This window comes from Williamsia sp. Y721, assembly GCF_059683565.1.
Genome location: NZ_JCASNH010000005.1, coordinates 532136 through 555004 on the forward strand (window position 1 = coordinate 532136; position 22869 = coordinate 555004).

Below are 22869 nucleotides of genomic sequence, written 5' to 3' on the forward strand. Positions count from 1 at the left end.
GGGCTACCTCAGCTGCTCACCGCGCCCGAAACCGATGTGCCGAGTGCGGCGTCCTTGGCCCACCGGTAGTCAGCCTTGCCTGCCGGGGTCCGTTTGATCTCGTCCACCAACACCAGTAGACGGGGAATCTTGTAACCCGCCAGCATCGTTCGGCAGTGTTCCTGGATTTCGTCGAGCGTAGGCGCGGTCTGGTCCGGGCGGACCGCAACCACGGCCGAGACCTTCTGCCCCATACGTTCGTCGGGGGCGCCGACCACCAATGCATCGGCGACCGCGGGGTGAGCGTGCAGGCAGGCCTCGACCTCTTCGGCAAACACCTTCTCGCCACCGGTGTTGATGCACTGCGAACCGCGTCCGAGGAAGACGATGGTGCCGTCGGCCTCGACGTGCGCCATATCGCCGAGCACCGATACGCGGGTGCCGTCGGGCAACGTGGGGAATGTTCGCGCCGACTTCTCCTCGTCCCCGTAATAGCCCAGGGGCACGTTCCCGATCCGCGCGATCATCCCCACCTCGCCGGAGCCCGGTTCGATCGGCTCCAGTTTTTCGTCGAGCACCGTCATCTTCGAAGACGGTGGCATTGCCAACGTGCCGTCCTCCCGGACTTCGAAGGCACCGTCGTTGCCGGATTCAGAGGCCCCGAAGTTGTCGCGCAGCAACAAATCAGGCTTCGCCGCGACCATCCGATCTCGCACACCGACCGACCAGATCGCACCGCCCGAGGTGATCGAGAACAGCGCCGACATGTCGACCTCGTCCTTCAGCTTGTTCATCGCATCGGCAAGTGGCGAACCCATGCCGTCGCCGACGATCAGGATCACGTTGACCTTGTCGGACTCGATGGACCGCACGACTTTTTCGGGATCAAACGCCCGCATCAACACCAGGCGCGCACCCAGGGTCAAGAACGTGAACAGCGAATACAGCGCCGCGCCATGCATCAGCGGTGCCGCGATCAAGAAGGCCAGATCGGGGAACTCCTTAGCCGCTGCGGCAACTTCGCCGAGGTTCTTGCGCGGGTTGTTGTCCTCGTATGGGTTACCGCCCGACAACGGCTTGTGGAAGAAGTCGTCGTGGCGCCACATCACCCCCTTGGGGTACCCGGTGGTGCCGCCGGTGTAGAGCACCCACAGCTCATCACCCGTCCGGGGTTCGAAGTCCCGCGCATCCGAATACCCTTCCGGTGCAAAGGGAAGGACACTGACACCGGCCTCCGTTGCGGCGTCGGCCAGCGCCCCCGAGATCTCCCCGATGACCAGCACCGTCCGCAAGGTCGGGATCTGTCCGACGATCTGTGCCAGGTTCTCCTGATGTTCGAGTTCTTCGACAACTATCGCCACCGAGTCGGAGTTCTCGAAGATGTAGAGCAGCTCTGCCGGGGTGTAGCGATAGTTGATGTTGATGGGGACGGCACGCAGCTTGATGACGCCGAGGATGGTGGTGACGTGCTCGAGGCTGTTCTTGAGGAACAGTGAGACATGGTCGCCGGCACCGATTCCCGCGGCCGACAACATGTGTGCCACCTGATTCGACTCACGCTCGAGTAGGCGGTAGCTGTGATCAACACCCTCGTAGGTCAACGCAATCCGGTCGGGAACCGAGTCGGCGACGGTCTCGAATACATCGGCAAGGTTGAAGGCCATCTGAGAAATCTCCTTTGCGAGAGAACTTGGCACGAACTATGCGGTCAGGACAAGACCGCTGGTGGGGACTCCGGTGCCGGCGGTGACCACCACCGCACCTGCCCCGTCGACCTGGTTGACCGAGTCACCACGAAGCTGTCGGACAGCTTCGGCGATGCCGTTCATTCCGTGGATGTACGCCTCCCCGAGTTGTCCCCCGTGGGTGTTGAGCGGAAGCCGGCCACCCACTTCGAGTGCACCGGGTTCGCGGACAAGATCTTTCGCTTCGCCGCGACCGCAGAATCCGAGCTCCTCGAGCTGCATCAACGTGTACGGGGTGAAGTGGTCGTAGAGGATCGCCACATCCATGTCGTCGGGGCGAAGCTCCGACTGCTCCCACAACTGCCTGCCCACCAATCCCATCTCGGGAAGTCCGGCGATGTCGTCGCGGTAGTAACTGGTCATGATGTATTGGTTTTCGCCACTGCCCGATGCGGCACCCGCGATGACGACCGGCGTATGCGGGAGGTCCTTGGCGCGCTCGGCCGACACCACCACAATCGCCACTCCACCATCGGATTCTTGGCAGCAATCAAGAAGGTGTAGGGGTTCGGCGATGTACCGCGAGTTCTGGTGATCGTCGAGCGTGATGGGCTTGCCGTAGAAGAAGGCTTCCGGATTGACCGCTGCATGCTTGCGATCCACCACCGCGATCTGTCCGAAATCTGCACTGGTGGCGCCATATTCGTACATGTAACGCTGGGCCACCATGGCCACGAACGCAGCGGGGGTACTGAGCCCATGTGGGTAACTGAAGGCGTTGTCGGTGCCCGACGAGTTGTCCTGCGCGACCAGCGAGGTGTTCACCTGCCCGAACCGCATGCCCGACCGCTCATTGAAGGCCCGGTAGGCCACCACCACATCGGCAACCCCGGTCGCCACCGCCATCGCCGCCTGCTGCACGGTGGAGCACGCTGCTCCCCCACCGAAGTGGATGCGAGAGAAGTACTTCAACTCACCGATGCCAGAGGCGCGGGCGACCGCGATCTCGGTGTTGGTGTCCATGGTGAACGAGACCAGTCCATCCACGTCTGCCGGCGTCAATCCGGCATCGGCGAGCGCCGCGGTGACCGCTTCGGCGGCGAGCCGCAATTCGCTGCGTCCCGAGTTCTTGGAGAAGTCGGTGGCGCCGATACCGACGATGGCCGCCTTGCCGGACAACCCGCTCATCGGCTCACTCCCGCTTCACTTTTTCCTGCCGGTGCACTGACTTCCGTATGGTCCATCACCAGGGTCACCACCGACGTCACGTGGTTTCCGAGGCTGTCTTTGCCGACCACGTCGACCGTCACCAGACCGTCATCCACCGCACTCACGGTGCCGTTGAGCGTCAACGTGTCGTAGGCGTACCAGGGCACACCGAGTCGTAGCTTGATCGACCGGATCTGCGCGCGCTGACCTGCCCAGTCGGTGATGTACCGCTGCACCAGTCCGGTGTCGGTGAGGATGTTGACAAAGATGTCCTTCGACCCCTTCTGGTGCGCGAGGTCGCGGTCGTGGTGGACGTCCTGAAAGTCCCTGGTGGCCAGGGCCGTCGACACCACGAACGTCGGCGTCGCAGTCACCGTGAGAGTCGGTAGTTCGAGACCGACCGCCGCCGCGGGAGGGTTGGTGGGAGGGACAACTGTGGGCACTGCGGGGGGAACATTCATTGCTGCACTCCTGTTCCGGCGGGCTGCCACGCGTACAGCGTCCAGGCGGCGGCACCGTCGACCGCCGGGAAGTCAAGGAATTCGACACGTACCGGAAGCCCGATCTCGACCTGCTCGGGTTCGACCCCGCGGAGCTCACCCAAAAGCCGCACACCTTCGTCGATTTCGACGAGCGCGATGACGAAAGGCACCTTTCGGCCCGGAACCTTGGGGGCATGGTGCACCACATAGCTGTAGACACTGCCCAGGCCGGATGACACCACGTAGTCGGTGTCCTCGCCCTTGGCCTTCCAGATCGCCGGCACCGGCGGATGCCGCAGCGATCCGTCCTCGAGTTTCTGGATCCGCAACTCGTGCTCGCGCACACCGTCCCAGAAGAACAGCGTGTCCAGAGAGGGGGTGGGGCGCATCATCTTTGCCGGATCGAAATCGTCGGACGGTGAACCGAGTGATGAGATCACCGGTGTGTCCGCCGAAGATGGCTCCGGGTCTTTGGCCGGTGGCCGGAACTTGAGGATCCGGAAGTCCATCTCGGCGACCACTTCGTCCCCGACCTTCCAGGTGTTCCTGGTGGTGAAGAACCATCCTTCGCCGAGCCCGGTCTGCTTGGGCCCCACCACATCTGTCAGTGCGGCCTCGATGGTCACCTCTTCACCAGGCTTCGTGTACCGGTGGTAGGTCGAATCACAGTTGGTCGCAACGACTGACGTGTAACCCGCGTCGTCGAGAATCTGTGTCACCCGACCGAGTGGATCATCATCCGCACGCACCCGGGTCAGTCCCCGCATCGTCCACACCTGCGCCATCGCAGGCGGAGCCACGATGCCGTCGTATCCCGCAGCGCGGGCGGCATCGTCGTCGACGTAGATCGGGTTGTTGTCCCCGATGGCCTCGGTCCAGTTGTTGATCATGGCCGTGTTGATGGGGTCGCGGCCGGCCACCGGCGCACTGGTGCCCGCGGCCCGGACCCTGTCGGTGGCCGCGATGATCGCTGACGTGTCAACGGTTGTCATGGAATGGCTCCTCTCAGCGCTTTCCACGGGGCAGCCCGAGCCCGGCAGTGGCGATCATCTCGCGCATCACCTCGTTCACACCGCCACCGAAAGTGATCACGACGTTGCGTTTGGCCTGGACGTCGAACCAGTCGGCGAGCGCCGCGGTCTGCGGGTCGGAGAAATCTCCGTGCCTGCCCAGGATCTCGTCGATCAATCGGTGAACGTGCTGTAGCCGTTCGGTGGCGAAGACCTTGGTCGCCGCGGCATCGGCCATCGAGATCGAATCGCCGCCTGCTGCCACCTGCCAGTTGAGCAACTCGTTGATCCGGTAGTAGGCATGCAGTTCTGCCAGAGCACGTTTCACGTCCGCGTGCTTTGCCGGAACTGTGCCGTCGGGGCCCGGACGCTCCGCCCACTCGGTGATCCGGGCGAGGAGTCCGTCGAGTCGTCCGGCGGGACCGAGCATGACCCGCTCGTGGTTGAGCTGTGTGGTGATCAGCCGCCAGCCGCCGTTGACCTCACCAACCACCATGTTGGCAGGCACCACAACGTCCGAGTAGTACGTGGCGTTGACGTGATGTGCATGGTCGGCGGTGATGATCGGGGTCCAGCTGTATCCGGGGTCGGTGGTGTCGACGATCAGGATCGAGATGCCCTTGTGCTTGGCGACATCCTTGTCGGTCCGGCACGCGAGCCAGACGAAATCGGCGTCATGCCCACCGGTGGTGAAGATCTTCTGCCCGTTGACGATGAACTCGTCGCCGCGACGTACCGCGGTGGTCTTGAGCGACGCGAGGTCAGTGCCGGCATCGGGTTCGGTGTAGCCGATCGCGAAGTGGACCTCACCGGCGAGGATCGCGGGCAAGAACCGTTGCTTCTGCTCCTCGTTGCCGTAGAGCTGCAGCGTCGGTCCGACCGTCTGCAGCGTCACCGAAGGCAAGGGCACATCGGCGCGGGCGGCCTCGTTGACAAAGATCTGCTGTTCGATGTGGCCGAAGCCGCGGCCGCCGTACTCCTTTGGCCATCCGACACCGAGCCAGCCGTCCTTGCCCATCTGCCGGATCACCTTGCGGTAGGTGGGCCCGTGGCGCTCGGTGAGCATCACCTTGGCATCGGTTTCGGAAATCAGCGTCGAAAAGTATTCGCGCAGCTCTGCTTTCAGGCTGCGCTGCTCTGGGGTGAGATCGATGAACATCGGGTTTACGCTCCTGCCTCTACCTGCTCGGCCAATGCATCGAGGCGGCTCGTGGGTCCACCGACCAGGCGCGAGAGATCCTTGGCGATCGAGAAGTATCGGTGCAACGGGTACGTGAGGTCGACGCCGATGCCGCCGTGTAGGTGGACCATCGTCCGCATCGTGGCCGGGACCTCCTGCGCCAGCCAATAGGTGGCCACCGCCAGATCCGACCCCGCATCAAGACCTTCGGACAAACGCCAGCCGGCCGCCGTTGTCGCCAGTGTCATCGACCGGGCCACCACGTAGATGTCTGCGAGTTGCTGCTGTACGGCCTGGAATGTGCCGATCGGCTTGTCGAACTGGACTCGCTCGGTGACATGGGTGGCCGTCAGCTTCATCGCACCGGCGACCAATCCGTCGGCGTAGGCCGCGATGCCGAGCGCGTGATGCTCGATGAGCCAATCCGGATCGCCCTCGACGATGGTCCGGACCGGCACGTTGTCGAACTCGACCGTGTATTCGCCCCACCCGCACGACGAGGTGGTCCGGGTGATGGTCACGCCCGGGTCATCACCGGCGACGACCGCGACACCCGCATCGGCGGCGACGAGTAGGGCGCTCGCGCCCTCGGCGTGCAGCACACCGGTTTTGGTCCCGGTCAGCTTCCCGCCCGATACCGATGTGTGCGGCGTGGCCGTCATCGCCGCGCCCGGTTCGTTGATGGCGGCCGCCAACCAGCCACCCGATTGCACCGCGGCACCAAGTTCGACCGCCACGTCGGGAGCCCGGGTCGCCAGTGGCGCAAGACCCGAGATCAGGGTCCCGATCGCGGGTGTCACGGCCGCGGCCCGTCCCAACGCGGTGGCGACGGGGATCAGCGCACCGACACCGACGTCATCACCACCCAGGCTCTCCGGCAATGGCAGCGCCAGAACACCGCCACCGGCCAGTGCCGACCACAACGTTGTCTCGAACCCCCCGCGATCTGTCAGATCCGCGTCCCAGACCGTCTCGTGCCGTTCCAGCACCGAGTCCATGACATCGCTCACAGTTTGGGCGGTGGAATCCAGCGTGAAATCCACGTTCTACACCCCTCCAAAGAATTAGAACTTGTTCTAGTTGTATCAGACGAACACGGTGTCCGTTTCGACTTGCGCCAAGCTGCGGCGCGACGTCACCGAGGCAGACCCAACAGCCTCTCGGCCGTGGCCGTCAGCAGGATCTGGGTGGTGCCACCCGCGATGGACAGGCACCGGTTCAGCAGGAACGTGTCGGCAGCCGCGGACAACGCGAGGCCTTCGGTGCCATGCAACTGCTGGGCGAACTCCGGCACCGATTGGCGATGCCGAACCCCGATGAGCTTGCGGACACCGGCCACCGCCCCCGGATCTGTCCCGTTGATCGACCCGAGCACCGTCCGCAGATCCAGGACCTGCCCGAGCTGTGCCTGCACGATGAGGTCGCCGAGACCTTCGGTCTGCGCATCGGTCAGCACCGAGTCGCCGACCTGATCCAGAAGCGCTTCCATCTCTTTGCCCAGCGCCGAGCCACCCATCGCCACGCGCTCGTTGGCCAGCGTGGTGCGTGCCAGCCTCCAGCCGTTGTCCACCTCCCCGACCACACAGTCGTCGGGGACGAACACGTCATCGAGAAAGACCTCGTTGAACAGGGACCGCCCGGTCAACTCGCGCAGTGGCCGTGTTTGGATGCCTGCCGACTTCATGTCGACGAGGAAGTAGGTGATCCCCTTGTGCTTGGGGACATCCGGATTCGTCCGGGCCAGGCAGATGGCCCAATCGGCCTCGTGTGCGTGCGACGACCACACCTTCTGCCCCTGCAGCCGCCAGCCGCCGTCGACCTTCGTGGCCTTGGTACGCAGCGAGGCGAGGTCCGAGCCCGCCCCCGGCTCGGAAAACAGCTGACACCACAACAACTCGCCGTCGAGTGTCGCCCGCACAAACCGCTCACGCTGCGTGTCGGTGCCGTGCGCGACGATCGTCGGGATCGCCCACCCCGCGATCACGAGGTCCGGACGACGAACGCCCGCTCGTTCCAGTTCGGAATCGATGAGCACCTGGTGCGACGCGTCGGCGCCTAGTCCGTACGGCGTGGGCCAATGCGGGGTCAGATATCCGGTGGAAGCGAGTGCCCGGCGCAGATCCGGTGCGGCCGCAATGGACTCCGCCTGCTTTCGGACCTGCGGGCGGTCGCGCTCGGCCTCCCCCAGATCAATCGTGAACGTTCGACGCACCCCGGACCGGTTCAGTTCGGCGACCCGCTTGCGCCACTGCCCCGGACCCCCGAGCTGGGCCTGCCAGGCCAACGCCCGACGCAGGTAGAGGTGCGCATCGTGCTCGAAGGTGAACCCGATCCCGCCGAGCACCTGGATGCAATCCTTGGCGTTCGCCACGGTCAATTCGGCGACCACCGCGGCTGCCGCTGCGGCGCTGATCTCCAGCTGCGCCGTCGCCGCCTCGCGGTCGGCACTGTCGGCTTCGGTGAGTTCGTCGATGGCCTCGGCGAGGTCCCAGGCCGCGGCGCCGACCAGTTCGCTGCGACAGAGCATTTCCGCGCAGATGTGTTTGACGGCCTGAAAGCTCCCGATCGGCGCCCCGAACTGTTCCCGCACCTTCGCGTACTCGACGGCGGTATCGAGGCACCAGCGGGCAACTCCGGCCGCCTGAGCGGCGATCCCGGCGATAACCGTTGCCTGCACAAATGAGTCCGAGACGTGCAGAACCTCATGAGCGGGGATCCGGACCTGTTCGAAGCGGACCCGCGCCAGGTCCATCGAGAAGTCGACGCCCTCGACTTTGTCGGCGACGACCCCCGGCGTTTTCGGTTCCAACAGCACCCACCGACGGCTACCCGCGATGTCCACCGGCGCCAGCAGTGCGACACCGTCGGCATAGCCGGCGACCAGTCCGAGATCACCGTCAGCTGACAGGACGCCGCGTTCGGTTTCGGTCGACAGGACCACGCCACCGCCCGTCAGCACAGCCGTTGCGATCGCGACGCCGACTTCACCGGCCAGCAGCTGCCCGAGTAACGCGTTCTCATTCGGCGCGCCTGTCACCGCGGCCAGCAGGGCACCCACGGCCGTTCCGGCCACCGGACCGGGAACGAGACCGTAGCCCGTTTGCTCGAGCATGACGGCGAGGTCGATGAACATCGCGTCCATTCCGCCCTTGCTCTCCGGTACCGCGGCCGCGAACACCCCGAGACCCGCGAGTTCGGGGAACAGTGCAGGCCAGGCATCGGCCTGCAGATTGGATCCGGGCTCGGCCGCGCGGACCGAGGTGATCGCCGACACCTTTTTGGACCATTGACCAATTGCATCGGCCACAGCGGTATGTTCTTGAGTGGTAGCGATCGTCATAGGCCTGGACATCCTGACTACTCGGAGTTGTCGGTGCGTGGTAGAACCTGTTCTAATATTGCACGTTCGAGGCGGCAGAATGAAAGGGGCTGCGGCACGCGGCTCCCAAATCGCATTTTCGGTGCCAGCGATTAACGTGTAGTTGACCAACTGCAAAAACGGTCAACAGCAGAAACAAGGGCCCACCGGGCGCAGAAAACGAAAGAGGTCGTCCACTGATGGCAAGCCCGAATCCCACCGGCGGTTCGGTCAGCGATGCTGCCGTCGGTACCGAGGTCGACCTCGGCTCCAACGCCCAGCGTGAACGCAGGCGCCGCATCCTCGACGCGACGCTTGCCCTCGCATCCAAGGGTGGCTACGACGCCGTACAGATGCGCGCCGTGGCCGATCGTGCCGACGTTGCCGTCGGAACCCTCTACCGCTACTTCCCGTCGAAGGTGCATCTGCTCGTCACCGCCCTGGCCCGCGAGTTCGAAGGCGTTGAAGCCCGCGCCGACAAGACCCGCCTCCGCGGCGATACCCCGCTCGAGCGTCTACGCCACGTCCTGGACATGATCACCCTTGCCATGCAACGGGATCCGCTGCTGACCGAAGCGATGACCCGCGCATTCATGTTCGCCGACGCATCTGCCTCCGCCGAGGTCGACAAGGTCGCGAACATCATCGACCGCCTGCTCGCCAACGCCATGGTGGAAGGCGAGCCCGGCGATCTCGACCTCAAGATCGCCCGCGTCGTCTCCGACGTCTGGATGTCGAATCTGGTGCAGTGGCTGACCCGGCGGGCCTCGGCCACCGACGTCACCAACCGCCTGGAGTTGACGATCACGCTCCTGCTCGCCGGCCGCGACAACAAGGACGCCGCAGCGCAATAGCCGCAAAAACACCCGTTCCAGTCAAAACCACACGTTGCAACATGTGCTTTTGACCGGAACGGGTGTTTCTGTCTGTGCCTGCAAACAAAGAAGGGGCGCAACCACTTTCGTGGTTGCGCCCCTTACTTTGTATCGACTACTTCTCGGAGTCGCCGGTCTTGGCCAGCTCCACCGGGGTGTCGGGAAGCTCGATCGGCCTCTTCGAACCCTTGAAGGTGAACTTGACGTCTTCGCCGTCGTCTTCGCCATCCCAGTTCTCGACGTCGACGAGGATGATCTCGCCGGCACCGATCTCGTTGAACAGGATCTTCTCGGACAGCTGATCCTCGATCTCACGCTGGATGGTGCGACGCAGCGGCCGCGCACCCAGGACGGGATCGAACCCGCGCTTGGCGAGCAGGCTCTTGGCCTTGTCCGTCAGCTCGATGTCCATGTCCTTGTTCTTCAGCTGCTTCTCGACACGGGCGATCATCAGGTCGACCATCTTGATGATCTCGTCCTTGGTGAGCTGATGGAACACCACGATGTCATCGATACGGTTGAGGAACTCAGGCCGGAAATGCTTCTTGAGCTCGTCGTTGACCTTCTGCTTCATCCGCTCGTAGTTCGAGCCCTCGGCGCCGGACTGGGAGAAGCCCAGACCCACGGCCTTGGAGATGTCGCTGGTACCGAGGTTCGAGGTGAAGATCAGGACGGTGTTCTTGAAGTCGACCGTACGACCCTGACCGTCGGTGAGACGGCCGTCCTCGAGCACTTGCAGGAGCGTGTTGTAGATCTCCTGGTGTGCCTTCTCGATCTCGTCGAACAGCACGACGGAGAACGGCTTGCGGCGCACCTTCTCGGTGAGCTGGCCGCCCTCTTCGTAGCCGACGTAGCCGGGAGGGGCACCGAAGAGCCGCGACGCGGTGAACCGGTCGTGGAACTCGCCCATGTCGATCTGGATGAGCGCGTCGTCTTCGCCGAACAGGAAGTTCGCCAGCGCCTTGGACAGCTCGGTCTTACCGACACCGGACGGACCGGCGAAGATGAACGAGCCGGACGGGCGCTTGGGATCCTTCAGACCGGCGCGGGTACGACGGATCGCCTTGGAGACCGCCTTGACCGCTTCGGTCTGGCCGATGATCCGCTTGTGCAGCTCATCTTCCATACGGAGCAGACGCGTGGTCTCTTCCTCGGTCAGCTTGAACACCGGGATACCGGTCCAGTTACCGAGGACCTCGGCGATCTCGTTGTCATCGACCTCGGCAACGATGTCCATGTCGCCACTGCGCCACTGCTTTTCACGCTCGGCGCGCTCGGTGACGAGCTGCTTCTCCTTGTCGCGCAGGTTCGCGGCCTTCTCGAAGTCCTGGGCGTCGATCGCCGATTCCTTCTCTTTGCGGGCGTCGGCGATACGGTCGTCGAACTCGCGCAGGTCTGGCGGTGCGGTCATCCGGCGGATACGCATCCGGGCGCCGGCCTCGTCGATCAGGTCGATCGCCTTGTCCGGCAGGAAGCGGTCGTTGATGTACCGGTCCGCCAGGGTTGCCGCGGCCGTCAGTGCACCGTCGGTGATCGAGACGCGGTGATGCGACTCGTAGCGGTCCCGCAGACCCCGAAGAATCTGGATGGTGTGCTCCACACTCGGCTCGCCGACCTGCACCGGCTGGAACCGGCGCTCGAGTGCGGCGTCCTTCTCGATGTACTTGCGGTACTCGTCGAGGGTGGTCGCACCGATGGTCTGCAGCTCACCGCGGGCCAGCTTCGGCTTGAGGATGCTGGCGGCGTCGATGGCACCTTCGGCAGCACCTGCGCCGACGAGCGTGTGCAGCTCGTCGATGAACAGGATGATGTCGCCGCGGGTGTTGATCTCCTTGAGAACCTTCTTCAGGCGCTCTTCGAAATCACCGCGGTAGCGGCTACCGGCAACCAGCGACCCGAGGTCGAGGGTGTAGAGCTGCTTGTCCTTGAGCGTCTCGGGAACGTTGCCGTTCACGATCGCCTGGGCCAGGCCCTCGACGACGGCGGTCTTACCGACGCCGGGTTCACCGATGAGCACCGGGTTGTTCTTGGTGCGGCGGCTCAGCACCTGCATGACGCGTTCGATTTCCTTCTCGCGCCCGATGACCGGGTCGAGCTTGCCCTCGGCAGCAGCCGCGGTCAGGTTGCGACCGAACTGATCGAGGACCAGCGAGGTCGACGGCGTGCCTGCCTCCGTGCTGCGACCGCCCGTGCCGGCTTCCTGAGGCTCTTTGCCCTGGTAGCCCGAGAGGAGCTGGATGACCTGCTGGCGCACCCGGTTGAGGTCGGCGCCGAGCTTGACCAGCACCTGGGCGGCTACGCCCTCGCCCTCGCGGATGAGGCCGAGCAGGATGTGCTCGGTGCCGATGTAGTTGTGGCCGAGCTGCAGCGCCTCACGCAGCGAGAGCTCTAGGACCTTCTTCGCGCGGGGAGTGAAAGGAATGTGACCGGACGGTGCCTGCTGACCCTGGCCGATGATTTCCTCGACCTGGCTGCGTACGCCTTCGAGCGAGATCCCCAACGACTCGAGCGACTTGGCGGCAACGCCTTCGCCCTCGTGGATCAGACCCAGCAGGATGTGCTCGGTACCGATGTAGTTGTGATTGAGCATCCGCGCTTCTTCTTGAGCCAGGACTACAACCCGACGAGCGCGGTCGGTGAACCGTTCGAACATTGTTCTCCCTTACGTTTCAATGGGTCGAGCTCGGCCTTCGGCTTCGGGTCCAGTCTGACTGGTCCGCAGGCCTCGATCTTCCCAGGGTGGGCCTATGCCGACAGCAACATGGAAACGTCACCCTCAGCGGCCTTGGTCTCAGTCTAATGGCCGCAGGTCACCGGCACCGCAGATGTGTCGGCCTGCGCCCCCGGCGGGCCCGGTTTCGGAACCTTCAATTCATCAACACTGCAGCTCGGGCGGGTATTCGCCCTTCGATACGCCGTCAGCGAACGCGGTGCAGGTCATTCGATCGTCATGGACTTAATCAACCGGCGGGTGATATCGAGCATCTCGCGACGCGCCTGGCCGGGTTCAGCAGAGCGCGCCACATACATCGCTGCCTCGTCGATCGCGCCGATCATCACGTGCGCCAGCGGACGTACCGGCTGCTCCGGAACGGCCCCGGTCGAGACGGCCTCGGCGATCAGCGCCTCGACCATCCCCAGCGCGTATCGCTGTCCGGCCTCTCGCCACCGCTCCCAACCGAGTACCGCGGGGGCCTCGATGAGCACGATGCGATGAACCTGCGGGTCGGCGCAGAGCTCGAGCCACGCCGCGGCCCCGACCTCCAAGGCCTCGATCGGCCCGTCGGCGGCGGCGTCCGCGACCGCGACGGCAACAGCTGCCATCACCCCTTCCTCGACCTGCTCGAAGACTGCGGCAAACAACTCGGCCTTGTCGGCGAACTGGTGATAGAGCGCTCCGCGGGTCACGCCCGCCTGCGCAGCGATCGCCTGGGTGCCGACCGAGCTGAATCCGTGTTCGGCAAAGAGGACGCGAGCGGCACCGATCAGCGCGGCCCGCGTTGCGGCCGTGCGATCGGCCTGGGTACGACGATTGACTTCCATGCAGGGTGTATGTAACTTTCATGCCAGGTGTACGTAAGTTTCTTACGGAGGATACCCATCATGGCGACCATCGAGACCACCCTCGGGACCATCGAGTACACGTCCGTCGGCCCCGAGGACTCCACGTCACCGCCGGTTCTCTTCATCCACGGCGCACTCGTCGACGCCGAGCTGTGGCGCGACGTCGCCACCGGCCTGGCTGCCGCAGGGTTCCGGTGCTATCTGCCGACCCTCCCCCTCGGTTCACATCGAATACCGATGAAACCCGATGCGGACTTGAGCCCCGCCGGAATCGCGGGCCTGATCCGCGAATTGATCATCGGCCTCGACCTCGACGATGTGACGCTCGTCGGCAATGACACCGGAGGCGCACTGTGCCAGTTCACCGTTGACGCCCACGGGAAGGACATCGGGCGGATGGTACTCACCAATTGCGACGCCTTCGACACCTTCCCGCCGTTTCCCTTCAATGCCATCTTCTCGCTCTTGAAGATGCCCGGTGCCCTGTCCCCCGCATTGAATCTCATGCGGACCAAGGCAATTCGCCACTCGCCTGCGGGGTTCGGCCTGTTGGCGAAGGACCTCCCGCCCGACCTCACCGAACGCTGGGTGGCACCGGCCCGCGAATCGGCGCAGATCCGGCGTGACATCAGGAGATTGTTCGCGACCATCAGCCCATCCGAGCTGAATGAGGTCACCGGGCGGCTGGGCGCCTTCGACAAACCGGTGACGCTGGCCTGGGGCACCGCGGACAAATGTTTCACACCAAAACTCGGCCGACGCTTGGCCGCCCAGTTCCCCGACGCACGATTCGCCGAGGTGCCAGGCGCGAGAACGTTTGTGTCCCTGGATAATCCAGCCGCGGTGATCGACGAGATCACGAGAATCTCAACGAAGTCGCACCGGTGACGAGCACTGCCAGAGCGCCGGTGCTCACCACTGCCCGGACGATGTTCCACCGCACCCAGGGTTCCTCGAACGCCTCCCGGACCGCGCGCAGGTCGCTGATCCGATCGGGATCCCCGGCTGCGGCGATCTGATTGTTGAGCGGGATGTTGAAGGCGATGGTGGTGATCAGCGTCAATCCGTACAGGACCGCGCCTGCAACGATCCACCACAAGAGCCGGTGGTCGCGGTAGAGCACCGCAGCCAGGACCGTGAAGCCGAGGCCACCGAAGAAGACCAGCAGGAAGATCGGATTGACGATGGCCACGTTGATCCGTTGCATGACCGCGACAAAGGACTTGTCATCGACGCGCCGGAGACCTGGCATCACGGCGTAGGCGAACGCCGAATACAGCCCGGCCATCAGGCCCACCGTCACCACTCCGAGGACCAGCACCGATTCCCGGAACACCGTCATGACCAGACTCCCTGTGCGGACGCCCTTTTGATCACATCAAAGAAATCACCGGGTTCGCGTCCGAGGATCTCGCGGACGCCGCCGGTCACCGATTCATTGCGACCGTCGAACAACGTTCCGAACAGTGCCATCACCATGTCTGCGTACTCCGAGCCGACGCCTTCGGCCAGCATCGCGGCACGATAGTCGCCATCGGGGACCGTCACGAATGCGATGTCGCGGCCGAGTATTTCACCGATCTCCGCGGTGGCGTCGGCAAAGCTGAGCAATCGCGGGCCGGTGAGCTCATAAACATGTCCGGCGTGGCCGGTGCCGGTCAGTGCTTCGACGGCGGCGTCGGCGATGTCGTCGGCGTCGATGAACGGCTCACCCACCGGTCCGACGGGCAGCACCACCGCACCATCGCGGATACCGTCCACGAGGAACGCTTCGCTGAAGTTCTGCGCAAACCAGCTGCACCGCAACACTGTTGCGGGGACACCGGCGCGCAGGACGATTTGTTCACAGGCCCGCGCCTCGGGCTCGCCACGCCCGGACAACAGGACGAGGCGGTCGACACCGGCCTCGCCGGCCGCAGCAACGAAGGCGGCGATGTCGTCGACCGAGGCAGGCACGATCAGATCCGGCTGGTAGGTGATGTAGACCGCGCCTGCACCTTCGAGCGCGGCCTTCCAGGTACCGCGGTCGGTCCAATCGAAATGTGTGGTCGATGTGCGACTGGCCCGCCGGACCGGCAGACCCGATCGTTCGAGTCGATCTGCCACGCGCCCACCGGTTTTGCCGGTTGCGCCGACCACCAGGACGGGACGTTGATGTTGGGGTGTTGTTGTGTTTGTCATGTAGACCAGTACAGGGGAGCGAAACGAGCGTTTCCATGGCTTATCCGCTTGATTTCATGTGTAATCGTCTTGTGGATGCGCTTGGCAGTGTGCTCAATGGACCCCGTGCAAAGGATGCGTTCCTGTTACGGGTGGTGATGTCGCCGCCGTGGTCTGTCCGGATCGAGGACAAGGCTCCACTGACGGTGGTGGTGACCGTATCCGGGACCGCGGCCGTCGCCTTCGACGACGGTGAACAAGCGAACCTGCATCCCGGCGACATCGCGATCATCCGCGGCCCTGACCCGTACACCTTCGGAGACGGCAGTTCCGCGACCACCGCGATCATCGAAGAAGGCCAGCACTGCGTCAGCGACGACGGCGCAGAACTGGCCGACGAAATGTGCCTCGGCGTCCGTAGTTGGGGCAACAGCGCCGACGGCGAGTCCGTCTCGCTGGTCGGTTCCTATGGCGTGGCAGGCGAGGTGTCCGGCCGGCTTCTGAACGCACTCCCTCGGCTGATCACCCTGCATGACAACAGTTCTCCACTTGTCGAACTCCTCGCGGCCGAGATGGTGCGTGACGCCCCAGGACAAGAGGTGATGCTGGATCGACTCCTCGACCTGGTCTTGATCGACTCACTACGGTCCTGGTTTTCCTCAACCGAGTCGTCAGGGTCGAATTGGATTGCCGCCGAGTCGGATCCGGTGGTGGGACGGGCACTGACCCTGATCCACAACAATCCACAACATCCATGGACCGTCGCCGGGCTCGCGGGACAGTGCGCGGTGTCGCGGGCCGTGTTGGCCAAGCGGTTCACCGAGCTCGTCGGTGAATCGCCGATGGCGTATCTCACCGAATGGCGGCTGTCGATGGCGGCCGACCTGCTGGCCGGCGGGGACCTCACGCTCGATGCCGTTGCGGCGCAGGTCGGCTATGGCGGCGCCTACGCATTGAGTGCCGCATTCAAACGAGTTCGGGGTATCAGCCCCCGCGACTACCGCAGGTCCCTGGCGAGCTGAAGCCCGTGATTGGATGGGCCTCATGCTCAAAGGCCGGCCCGCTCCGGGAATCGGATTCGTCGTCTTCCTGCTGTCGATCATCATGGTGGTCACGGTCGGAGCGGTGTTGGCGATGGATACGCCATCCGAAGACACGTCCGAATACGAAGGTGGCACGCTCCGGTCGTATCCGAGCGAACCGCAGGAGCGTTGGAGCCTCGACCTCAGCGACATGCGCACGTATGGTTCCGGCGCCACACCGCTGGTGGCAGGCACCTACCGGGACACCTGGCTGATCTCCTACCCATCGGGCGACGGCACCACCTACCTCGCCATCAATCGCGGCAATGGAGAACGGCTCTGGGCGAAGCCGATCGACGCCGGACTCGGGAGCTGTGCACTCAACGACAAAGGTGAGGTCGGCTGCGCGGTGCGTCTGGCAGATCAGCCGGACGGCTTCTACATCGCAGATCTGGACACCGGAGAACTCGGCTCCGTCTCAGATCTCGACAACACCCAGGCCGTCACCGGATACGGACCCGACTATCTACGGGTCAACAGCTCCGGCTATCAGGTGAGCCGCAATGCGCCGGACGGCACAGAGATCTGGGCCCGCACCTTTGCCGGCGCCGCAGCGGTCGAGGTGAACGGCACCGTCGCCATCGTGCGGGCGTCGGACGGCACACAGCATCTCATCGATCCGGATACCGGCGACGACAGGTTCGGATGCGCATGCGATCTGGTGGTCTATCCGACCGGTATCGCAGCCCAGTTCACCGAGCGCGGCGCCCAGCGCGTCGAGTTCCTCCGCACCGACGGCACACAGACGTCGAACAACGACAAACAGCAACTGGTGCCGGGTCCGTCGACCCTTCCGGTCACCACGGGCGCAGGCAGCGAGCAGGTCTTCCAGACCCAGGGCACGTACGCCGCGTTCGATCCACAACAGAAGACGAGGCTCTGGCAGGTCACCGACCCTGAGCTGTCGAAGGTCGGCGCCCGGCCCTGCGGTACAACGGTCTCCTTTGCCCGCAAGGACGGCACCCGGTCGGTCCTCGATCTCGTCTCGGCAGACAAATTGGGGGAACTCCCCCGCGGCGACGCGATGGATCCATCCGCCAACATCGACATCCTCGGCTGCATCGGACAGGGCGGGAACATCATCGTGTTCGGTGGCAACTCCGCGCTGACTGCCTACGACTTCACCACCGGAGCCATCGCGTGGCAACGGTCGGTGGTCGGTGGACAGCCCGCTGTTGTCGACGGATACATCGTGCTCGAGGAGGGCACCACACTCTCGCTGCTCGCGCCTTCATAAAGAAGTTCTCTGGTTGGGCGTCGGAAAACGGCCGCTACCGACGACTATGAGAATGTGAGCAGCTCAGCGGGTGGCAACCCCCACGACCCGTCCGGCCCCGCGCCGGCCGGTACAGCGCTGCTCGCTCTGTACGACGAGGCCTTGCCTGCGGTGTACGGGTACCTGATCCGGCGGGCCGGTGACAAGAACGTCGCCGAGGACGTCACCTCCGACACGTTCCTGGCCGCCATGGACCGGGCGCGAAGCGACGATCCCGTCGAACCGTCGATCCCGTGGCTCATCGGTATCGCCCGACACAAACTGGCCGACCACTGGCGCAGGATGCAACGCACCCCGACCCCGGTGGAAGAGGTCCCGGACCATCCGGCCGGCGACGAATGGGATGTCCACCTCGACCGGATGCTCGCCGAGTTCACCCTGGCCCGGCTGTCGAGCACCCACCGCGCCGTACTGACGCTGCGGTATGTCGATGACTGCACCGTGCCGCAGTGCGCCGAATTGCTCGGGCGCACGGTCATGGCCACCGAAGCACTGCTCACCCGGGCCAAACGGGCTTTCCGCGCGGCCTACCCCGACAACACGATGCCCATCGCGAAGGGAGGCCAGTCATGAACGCTCCTAACTCATTTGACCCGTTCACCGTGCTGGCCACAGCCGATGTGCCGGTGTCCCCCGACGCCGACTTCGCACGTCGACTGCGTACCCGCCTGGAGCGTGGACTCGAACTACCCGAAGGAGTCACCATGAGCACCGACATCGGCTCTGCGCCGTCGGCCGAGAACCTCTCGTCGCAGATCCTCACCACCGTGGAACGTCCAGGGGCACTGCCCTATCTCACCGTCGCCGACCCGGCCGCGGCCATCGACTGGTACGTCGCCAATCTCGGCGCCCGACTGCGCGGCGAACCGATCGTGATGGACGACGGCACCATCGGGCACGCCGAACTCCTGATCGGCGGCGGCGTGATATACCTCGCCGGCGAGTTCCCCGACCTGGGACTCAAAGCCCCCGCGCCACAAGCAGTCTCGGTATCACTGATGCTGCCGGTCTCCGACACCGACGCGGTTTTCACCCGCGCCCGCGACGGCGGTGCGACGGTCCAGCGTGAGCCCTATGAAGACCACGGCGCTCGAACCGGTGTGATCGTCGATCCGTTCGGACATCGATGGATGATCACCGGACCGGTGTCCGGGGTGAAGATCGAACAGATCCACCGCGGCGACATCGGTTACTGCTCACTGTGGACCACGGACGTCGACCGCGCCGCCAAGTTCTACGGGTCGGTCCTGGGCTGGGAGTTCAACGCTGCCACCAGCCAGGTCACCAACCTGTCCCATCGCCTCGGGATCTACTCGGCCCCCGGCGATCCGACCATGCTGTGCGTATACGCCGTCGACGACATCGATGCCGCCCGTTCCGCCATTGTGGAGGCCGGCGGTACGCCAAATCAGGTGCAGCAGTTCGGCTTCGGCGAGCTACTCGACGCCGTTGACAGCCAGGGTGTGGCATTTTCGGTGTACCGGCCGACGGCGCAGGATCCGCGGCCGCCACTCAACGCCACCGGCCACGGCGAGCTCACGTACATGACCCTGTACACACCGGACAGTGAACGGCTTCGCGACTTCTACGGCCGAGTATTGGGATGGACGTTCAACGCCGGGCGCGTCGACGACGGCTGGGAGGTGGACGGCATGCATCCGATGACCGGTATCGCAGGCGGCCAGGATCGTTCGGTGGCGGTCCCGATGTGGGTCGTCGACGACATCGAGGTCGCGGTGCAGCGAGTACGCGACGGCGGCGGCACCGTAATCAGTGGACCGTCACAGCAGTCGTACGCCATCTCCGCCGAATGCCTCGACGATCAGGGCGCGCGCTTCTACCTCGGCCAGTACTGACCCCATCTTGGTGGGTTTTGGTGACGCCCACCTGGGCAAATGCTCGCCAAAACCCACCAAAATCGGGGGGTCAGGGAGCGAGGAATGCGGCGAGGGCGGCGGAGTACATACCGACGTCGGCGCTGCCCATGACCTCACGGGCACTGTGCATCGCCAACTGCGGCGCCCCGACATCAACCGTGTTGAGTCCGGTGCGGGTTGCGGTCAGCGGACCGATCGTCGAGCCACACGGCAGATCGGCCCGGTGGACGTAACGCTGGAGCGGGACCCCGGCCTTGTCGGCCGCAACCGCGAACAGGGCTTCGCCTGCCGCATCGCTGGCGTACCGCAGGTTCTGGTTCACCTTCAGTACCGGCCCGCCGTTGATGGCGATCTGATGTGACGGCTCGTGACGTTCGGGATAGTTCGGATGCGTCGCGTGGGCCATGTCGCCCGACGCGCAGGCACTCATCGCCATCGACCGCAGGTAATCTTCTCGAGAACCGCCGCCTGCCAGCACAATTCGTTCGAGAACGGTACCGAGCAGATCCGACGAAGCACCCCGGTCCGAACCGCTGCCGACCTCTTCGTGGTCGAAGAGCGCGAGCACGGGGATGGCCGCCGAGGATTCGGATTCGATGGCGTCGATGAGCGCGCGGGTACCGGCGTAACAGGTGCCCTGATTGTCCAGCCGCGGTGCGCTGACGAGATCACCGTCGACCCCGACGACTCGACTGGGGGCCAGGTCGTGGGTCATCAGTTCCCAGCCGAGGACCTGATCCGGTGCGACGCCGGCGCGGGCGGCAATCCATTCCATGAATCCCGGACCGTCGGTGCCGACACCCCAGACGGCATTGACATGGCGCTGCGGATCGAGCGACACCCCGCCGCGATCCTCCGAGAGGTGGATCGCCAGCTGAGGAACCCGCAGTATCGGTTCGTCGATACGGATCAGATGTTCGCGCAGACCGTCGGGCTCACGGATGGCCAGCCGTCCGGAGATCCCGAGGTCACGATCGAGCCAGCTGTTGAGCCAGGCACCGCCGTACTTCTCCAGCCCGACCATCCGCAGTCCGGCCGACCGGAGGTCGGGGTTCTGCTTGACCCGCAGGTTGGGACTGTCGGTGTGTCCACCGACGATCCGGAAACTACGGCCACGAGCAGTGCTATCCCACGCGACAAGCGATCCGCCTCGGATCACATAGTGCCGACCCGGCTGCGATGGCCACTGATGCTCTTCCTTCAGTTGCCGAAAGTCGTTTGCTTCCAGAACTTTTGCCACCGATTCACAGACATGGAACGGCGACGGGGAGTCATCGATGAAACTGCAAAGGCCGACTGCTTCGGCGGACGTTGTCACCATGTGCGCCTCAGGCGTTGGCGAGGACGGCGTCGAGGGCCGAGTAGAACAGGCCCAGACCGTCGTCGCTGGGACCGGTCAACGCTTCTGTCGCGTGCTCGGGATGTGGCATCAGTCCGACGACCCTGCCGTCGGCACTGGAGATACCGGCGATGGACCGCATCGAACCATTGGGGTTGTCACCGGCGTAGCGGAAGACCACCCGGCCCTCACCCTCGAGTTCGTCGAGCACAGCTTCAGAGGCGACGTAACGTCCCTCGCCCGACTTCAGGGGGACCAAGATCTCGGCACCCTGCTCGAAGCGCGAGCTCCAGGCCGAGGTGTTGGACTCCACGCGCAGCCACTGGTCGCGGCACATGAAGTGCAGGCCCTGGTTGCGCGTGAGCGCACCCGGCAGCAGCCCGGCCTCACACAGCACCTGAAAACCATTGCAGATACCCAGGACCGGCATACCCTTGCCCGCTGCCTCGACGAGCGAACCCATCACGGGGGCAAATCGGGCGATGGCACCGGCCCGCAGGTAGTCACCGTAGGAGAATCCGCCGGGCACGATCACCGCGTCGACACCCTTGAGGTCGCCGTCACCGTGCCACAGGTCAACCGCTTCGCCACCGGCGATGCGGACCGCCCGGGCGGCGTCGACGTCGTCGAGTGTTCCGGGGAACGTGATGACCCCGATCCGCGCTCCGGTCACGACGATGCGCCCTGCACCCGGGTCACCGAGTAGTCCTCGATGACGGTGTTGGCCAGGAGCTCGGAGGCGATCCGGTCCAGGGCCTCGTCGTCGATGGAATCATCGACCTCGAGTTCAAATCGCTTGCCCTGTCGGACATCGGCGACACCGGCGAATCCGAGTCGACCCAGGGCGCCACTGATGGCCTGCCCCTGCGGGTCCAGGATCTCGGCTTTGGGCATGACGTCCACTACGACTCGAGCCACTTCGGAACTCCTCTTCAGCTGCGGTTTGCTGGACGTAACTCTACCGGCTGAGTGCGGGCTTCCCGGCGGGAGGACCTCCGATCAGGCAACGCTCCGGGCAAGGGGCGGCTCCAGCATCCGGTAGGTCGTCGGCCAAGCTCCTTGCAGCAACGCTAGATCCACGCAATTGATCAGCGCATTGGCCGCGATCGGGTTGTCGAGGTGCTTGGCTGCGACCGAGAGCCGGACGATTCCGCCGCGGCGAGCCACGCGCACGGTGTTCGCGATCAGCAGCCTGCACCACCAGGCATCGGTCCCGAATCCGTCGCCGATGCCGAGGACCCGGGCCCGGAGGCGATGCCCGGTGACCAGGTCGTCGATCGAGCCCGGGCCCAGATCGGTCCGAAAACCGCGGCCGGGCAGCGCCTGGCGGGCACCCGGCGAGGAGTTCCATCGGGGTGCGGCAAATATCCGCGTGCGCAATCCCATTCGTTCGAGAACTCGGTCCGCGGCAAGTAGTCGCAGGTCAGCCTCATGCGCTCCCAGCACTGCGAACTCGGCGCGACGCCTGCGAACCGGGGCCTGGTCATATCCGTGGAGCACGATCGCGTCGTCGCCTGCCCGTCGCTCACGGAGCCATTCGCAGGTCGCGGCGTCGTCGACCAGCCGGAACCCGCCCGCCAGACGCGGGGCGACCAGCAGCGACACCGGTACATCTCGCGCGGCAAGCCGCTCGGTGAAGGCCGCGGCCGTCACCAACGTTTCCGTCCTGATGCCCGAGATGGACACGATGAGTTGTCCTGTCACAGCCATCAGTATCGCCGTCACACATGGTCAGACGGTTGCACCGAAGTGGATGGTAGGCAAAGTCTTCACGCGGACAGCATCTTCGGTGA

The 22869-nt window shown here is 64.6% G+C and carries 21 protein-coding genes; 6 read left to right on the forward strand and 15 right to left on the reverse strand.

Annotation, left to right across the window (positions count from 1 at the left end; all coding sequences use genetic code 11):
* Positions 1–8 precede the first annotated feature (8 nt).
* The 7 genes from AC56PL_RS25975 to AC56PL_RS26005 all read right to left on the reverse strand — a co-directional run bounded on the left by AC56PL_RS25975 (position 9) and on the right by AC56PL_RS26005 (position 8885).
* Positions 9–1643, reverse strand: a complete 1635-nt coding sequence (locus tag AC56PL_RS25975) for an AMP-binding protein (protein ID WP_497155603.1) — start codon at positions 1641–1643, stop codon at positions 9–11.
* Between the two features lie 36 nt (positions 1644–1679).
* On the reverse strand, positions 1680–2852 hold the full coding sequence (locus AC56PL_RS25980; RefSeq protein WP_482140817.1) for a lipid-transfer protein: 1173 nt from the start codon (positions 2850–2852) through the stop codon (positions 1680–1682).
* Entirely contained in the window at positions 2849–3334 is a 486-nt protein-coding gene (locus tag AC56PL_RS25985) for a MaoC family dehydratase (protein ID WP_495517222.1), read from the reverse strand. Before AC56PL_RS25985 ends, AC56PL_RS25980 begins: the two co-directional genes overlap by 4 nt.
* The gene (locus tag AC56PL_RS25990) at positions 3331–4347 is read right to left on the reverse strand and encodes a bifunctional MaoC family dehydratase N-terminal/OB-fold nucleic acid binding domain-containing protein (protein ID WP_497155604.1); all 1017 of its coding nucleotides are present in this window, start codon (positions 4345–4347) and stop codon (positions 3331–3333) included. Before AC56PL_RS25990 ends, AC56PL_RS25985 begins: the two co-directional genes overlap by 4 nt.
* A 13-nt stretch (positions 4348–4360) precedes the next feature.
* Entirely contained in the window at positions 4361–5524 is a 1164-nt protein-coding gene (locus tag AC56PL_RS25995; RefSeq protein ID WP_495517220.1) for an acyl-CoA dehydrogenase family protein, read from the reverse strand.
* 5 nt (positions 5525–5529) lie between these two features.
* Positions 5530–6588 (reverse strand): acyl-CoA dehydrogenase family protein, encoded by a 1059-nt coding sequence (locus AC56PL_RS26000; protein ID WP_497155605.1) that lies wholly within the window; start codon positions 6586–6588, stop codon positions 5530–5532.
* Between the two features lie 92 nt (positions 6589–6680).
* Complete coding sequence (locus AC56PL_RS26005; protein WP_497155606.1) at positions 6681–8885, reverse strand: acyl-CoA dehydrogenase family protein; 2205 nt, start codon at positions 8883–8885, stop codon at positions 6681–6683.
* Between the two features lie 218 nt (positions 8886–9103).
* Here AC56PL_RS26005 and kstR point away from each other — a divergent pair, with 218 nt between their 5' ends.
* A complete protein-coding gene (gene kstR / locus AC56PL_RS26010) occupies positions 9104–9757 on the forward strand; it encodes a cholesterol catabolism transcriptional regulator KstR (RefSeq protein ID WP_495517217.1) in 654 nt (217 codons plus the stop codon).
* A 136-nt stretch (positions 9758–9893) separates the two neighbouring features.
* On the opposite strand, the gene AC56PL_RS26015 is transcribed toward kstR, so the two are convergent.
* Positions 9894–12431 carry an AAA family ATPase gene (locus AC56PL_RS26015; protein WP_495517216.1) on the reverse strand — a complete coding sequence of 846 codons (2538 nt, stop codon included), beginning with the start codon at positions 12429–12431 and terminating at the stop codon, positions 9894–9896.
* A gap of 284 nt (positions 12432–12715) precedes the next feature.
* Positions 12716–13321 (reverse strand): TetR/AcrR family transcriptional regulator, encoded by a 606-nt coding sequence (locus AC56PL_RS26020; protein ID WP_497155607.1) that lies wholly within the window; start codon positions 13319–13321, stop codon positions 12716–12718.
* A 60-nt stretch (positions 13322–13381) separates the two neighbouring features.
* Here AC56PL_RS26020 and AC56PL_RS26025 point away from each other — a divergent pair, with 60 nt between their 5' ends.
* A complete protein-coding gene (locus AC56PL_RS26025) occupies positions 13382–14230 on the forward strand; it encodes an alpha/beta fold hydrolase (protein ID WP_497155608.1) in 849 nt (282 codons plus the stop codon).
* On the opposite strand, the gene AC56PL_RS26030 is transcribed toward AC56PL_RS26025, so the two are convergent.
* The gene (locus AC56PL_RS26030; RefSeq protein WP_497155609.1) at positions 14199–14684 is read right to left on the reverse strand and encodes an anthrone oxygenase family protein; all 486 of its coding nucleotides are present in this window, start codon (positions 14682–14684) and stop codon (positions 14199–14201) included. The genes AC56PL_RS26025 and AC56PL_RS26030 overlap by 32 nt on opposite strands.
* A complete protein-coding gene (locus tag AC56PL_RS26035; protein WP_497155610.1) occupies positions 14681–15523 on the reverse strand; it encodes a Rossmann-fold NAD(P)-binding domain-containing protein in 843 nt (280 codons plus the stop codon). The genes AC56PL_RS26030 and AC56PL_RS26035 overlap by 4 nt, the downstream gene beginning before the upstream one ends.
* 71 nt (positions 15524–15594) lie before the next feature.
* Here AC56PL_RS26035 and AC56PL_RS26040 point away from each other — a divergent pair, with 71 nt between their 5' ends.
* From AC56PL_RS26040 to AC56PL_RS26055, 4 genes are all read left to right on the forward strand, one after another.
* Entirely contained in the window at positions 15595–16524 is a 930-nt protein-coding gene (locus AC56PL_RS26040; RefSeq protein WP_495517209.1) for a cupin domain-containing protein, read from the forward strand.
* A 22-nt stretch (positions 16525–16546) separates the two neighbouring features.
* Positions 16547–17821 carry a hypothetical protein gene (locus AC56PL_RS26045; RefSeq protein WP_495517208.1) on the forward strand — a complete coding sequence of 425 codons (1275 nt, stop codon included), beginning with the start codon at positions 16547–16549 and terminating at the stop codon, positions 17819–17821.
* 117 nt (positions 17822–17938) lie between these two features.
* Positions 17939–18433 (forward strand): sigma-70 family RNA polymerase sigma factor, encoded by a 495-nt coding sequence (locus AC56PL_RS26050; protein WP_495517669.1) that lies wholly within the window; start codon positions 17939–17941, stop codon positions 18431–18433.
* Positions 18430–19716: a VOC family protein gene (locus AC56PL_RS26055; protein ID WP_497155611.1), complete on the forward strand. Its 1287-nt coding sequence runs from the start codon at positions 18430–18432 to the stop codon at positions 19714–19716. Before AC56PL_RS26050 ends, AC56PL_RS26055 begins: the two co-directional genes overlap by 4 nt.
* A gap of 70 nt (positions 19717–19786) precedes the next feature.
* Here the strand turns inward: AC56PL_RS26055 and AC56PL_RS26060 are convergent, their stop codons facing one another.
* The 4 genes from AC56PL_RS26060 to AC56PL_RS26075 all read right to left on the reverse strand — a co-directional run bounded on the left by AC56PL_RS26060 (position 19787) and on the right by AC56PL_RS26075 (position 22780).
* Entirely contained in the window at positions 19787–21058 is a 1272-nt protein-coding gene (locus AC56PL_RS26060; RefSeq protein WP_495517206.1) for a M18 family aminopeptidase, read from the reverse strand.
* 7 nt (positions 21059–21065) lie between these two features.
* Positions 21066–21749: a phosphoribosylformylglycinamidine synthase subunit PurQ gene (purQ, locus tag AC56PL_RS26065; RefSeq protein WP_497155612.1), complete on the reverse strand. Its 684-nt coding sequence runs from the start codon at positions 21747–21749 to the stop codon at positions 21066–21068.
* A complete protein-coding gene (gene purS / locus AC56PL_RS26070) occupies positions 21746–21994 on the reverse strand; it encodes a phosphoribosylformylglycinamidine synthase subunit PurS (protein WP_495517204.1) in 249 nt (82 codons plus the stop codon). The genes purQ and purS overlap by 4 nt, the downstream gene beginning before the upstream one ends.
* A gap of 81 nt (positions 21995–22075) precedes the next feature.
* Positions 22076–22780 carry a DUF2334 domain-containing protein gene (locus tag AC56PL_RS26075; protein ID WP_497155655.1) on the reverse strand — a complete coding sequence of 235 codons (705 nt, stop codon included), beginning with the start codon at positions 22778–22780 and terminating at the stop codon, positions 22076–22078.
* Positions 22781–22869: the final 89 nt, after the last annotated feature.

Bases quoted from the DNA above. Each gene is read 5' to 3' on its own strand.
- AC56PL_RS26025 (WP_497155608.1), top strand. From the start codon at position 13,382: ATGGCGACCATCGAGACCACCCTCGGGACCATCGAGTACACGTCCGTC.
- kstR (WP_495517217.1), top strand. From the start codon at position 9,104: ATGGCAAGCCCGAATCCCACCGGCGGTTCGGTCAGCGATGCTGCCGTC.
- AC56PL_RS26045 (WP_495517208.1), top strand. From the start codon at position 16,547: ATGCTCAAAGGCCGGCCCGCTCCGGGAATCGGATTCGTCGTCTTCCTG.
- AC56PL_RS25980 (WP_482140817.1), bottom strand. From the start codon at position 2,852: ATGAGCGGGTTGTCCGGCAAGGCGGCCATCGTCGGTATCGGCGCCACC.
- AC56PL_RS26020 (WP_497155607.1), bottom strand. From the start codon at position 13,321: ATGGAAGTCAATCGTCGTACCCAGGCCGATCGCACGGCCGCAACGCGG.
- AC56PL_RS26060 (WP_495517206.1), bottom strand. From the start codon at position 21,058: ATGGTGACAACGTCCGCCGAAGCAGTCGGCCTTTGCAGTTTCATCGAT.
- AC56PL_RS26030 (WP_497155609.1), bottom strand. From the start codon at position 14,684: ATGACGGTGTTCCGGGAATCGGTGCTGGTCCTCGGAGTGGTGACGGTG.
- AC56PL_RS25995 (WP_495517220.1), bottom strand. From the start codon at position 5,524: ATGTTCATCGATCTCACCCCAGAGCAGCGCAGCCTGAAAGCAGAGCTG.
- AC56PL_RS25975 (WP_497155603.1), bottom strand. From the start codon at position 1,643: ATGGCCTTCAACCTTGCCGATGTATTCGAGACCGTCGCCGACTCGGTT.
- AC56PL_RS26005 (WP_497155606.1), bottom strand. From the start codon at position 8,885: ATGACGATCGCTACCACTCAAGAACATACCGCTGTGGCCGATGCAATT.
- AC56PL_RS25990 (WP_497155604.1), bottom strand. From the start codon at position 4,347: ATGACAACCGTTGACACGTCAGCGATCATCGCGGCCACCGACAGGGTC.
- AC56PL_RS26055 (WP_497155611.1), top strand. From the start codon at position 18,430: ATGAACGCTCCTAACTCATTTGACCCGTTCACCGTGCTGGCCACAGCC.
- AC56PL_RS26035 (WP_497155610.1), bottom strand. From the start codon at position 15,523: ATGACAAACACAACAACACCCCAACATCAACGTCCCGTCCTGGTGGTC.
- AC56PL_RS25985 (WP_495517222.1), bottom strand. From the start codon at position 3,334: ATGAATGTTCCCCCCGCAGTGCCCACAGTTGTCCCTCCCACCAACCCT.
- AC56PL_RS26015 (WP_495517216.1), bottom strand. From the start codon at position 12,431: ATGTTCGAACGGTTCACCGACCGCGCTCGTCGGGTTGTAGTCCTGGCT.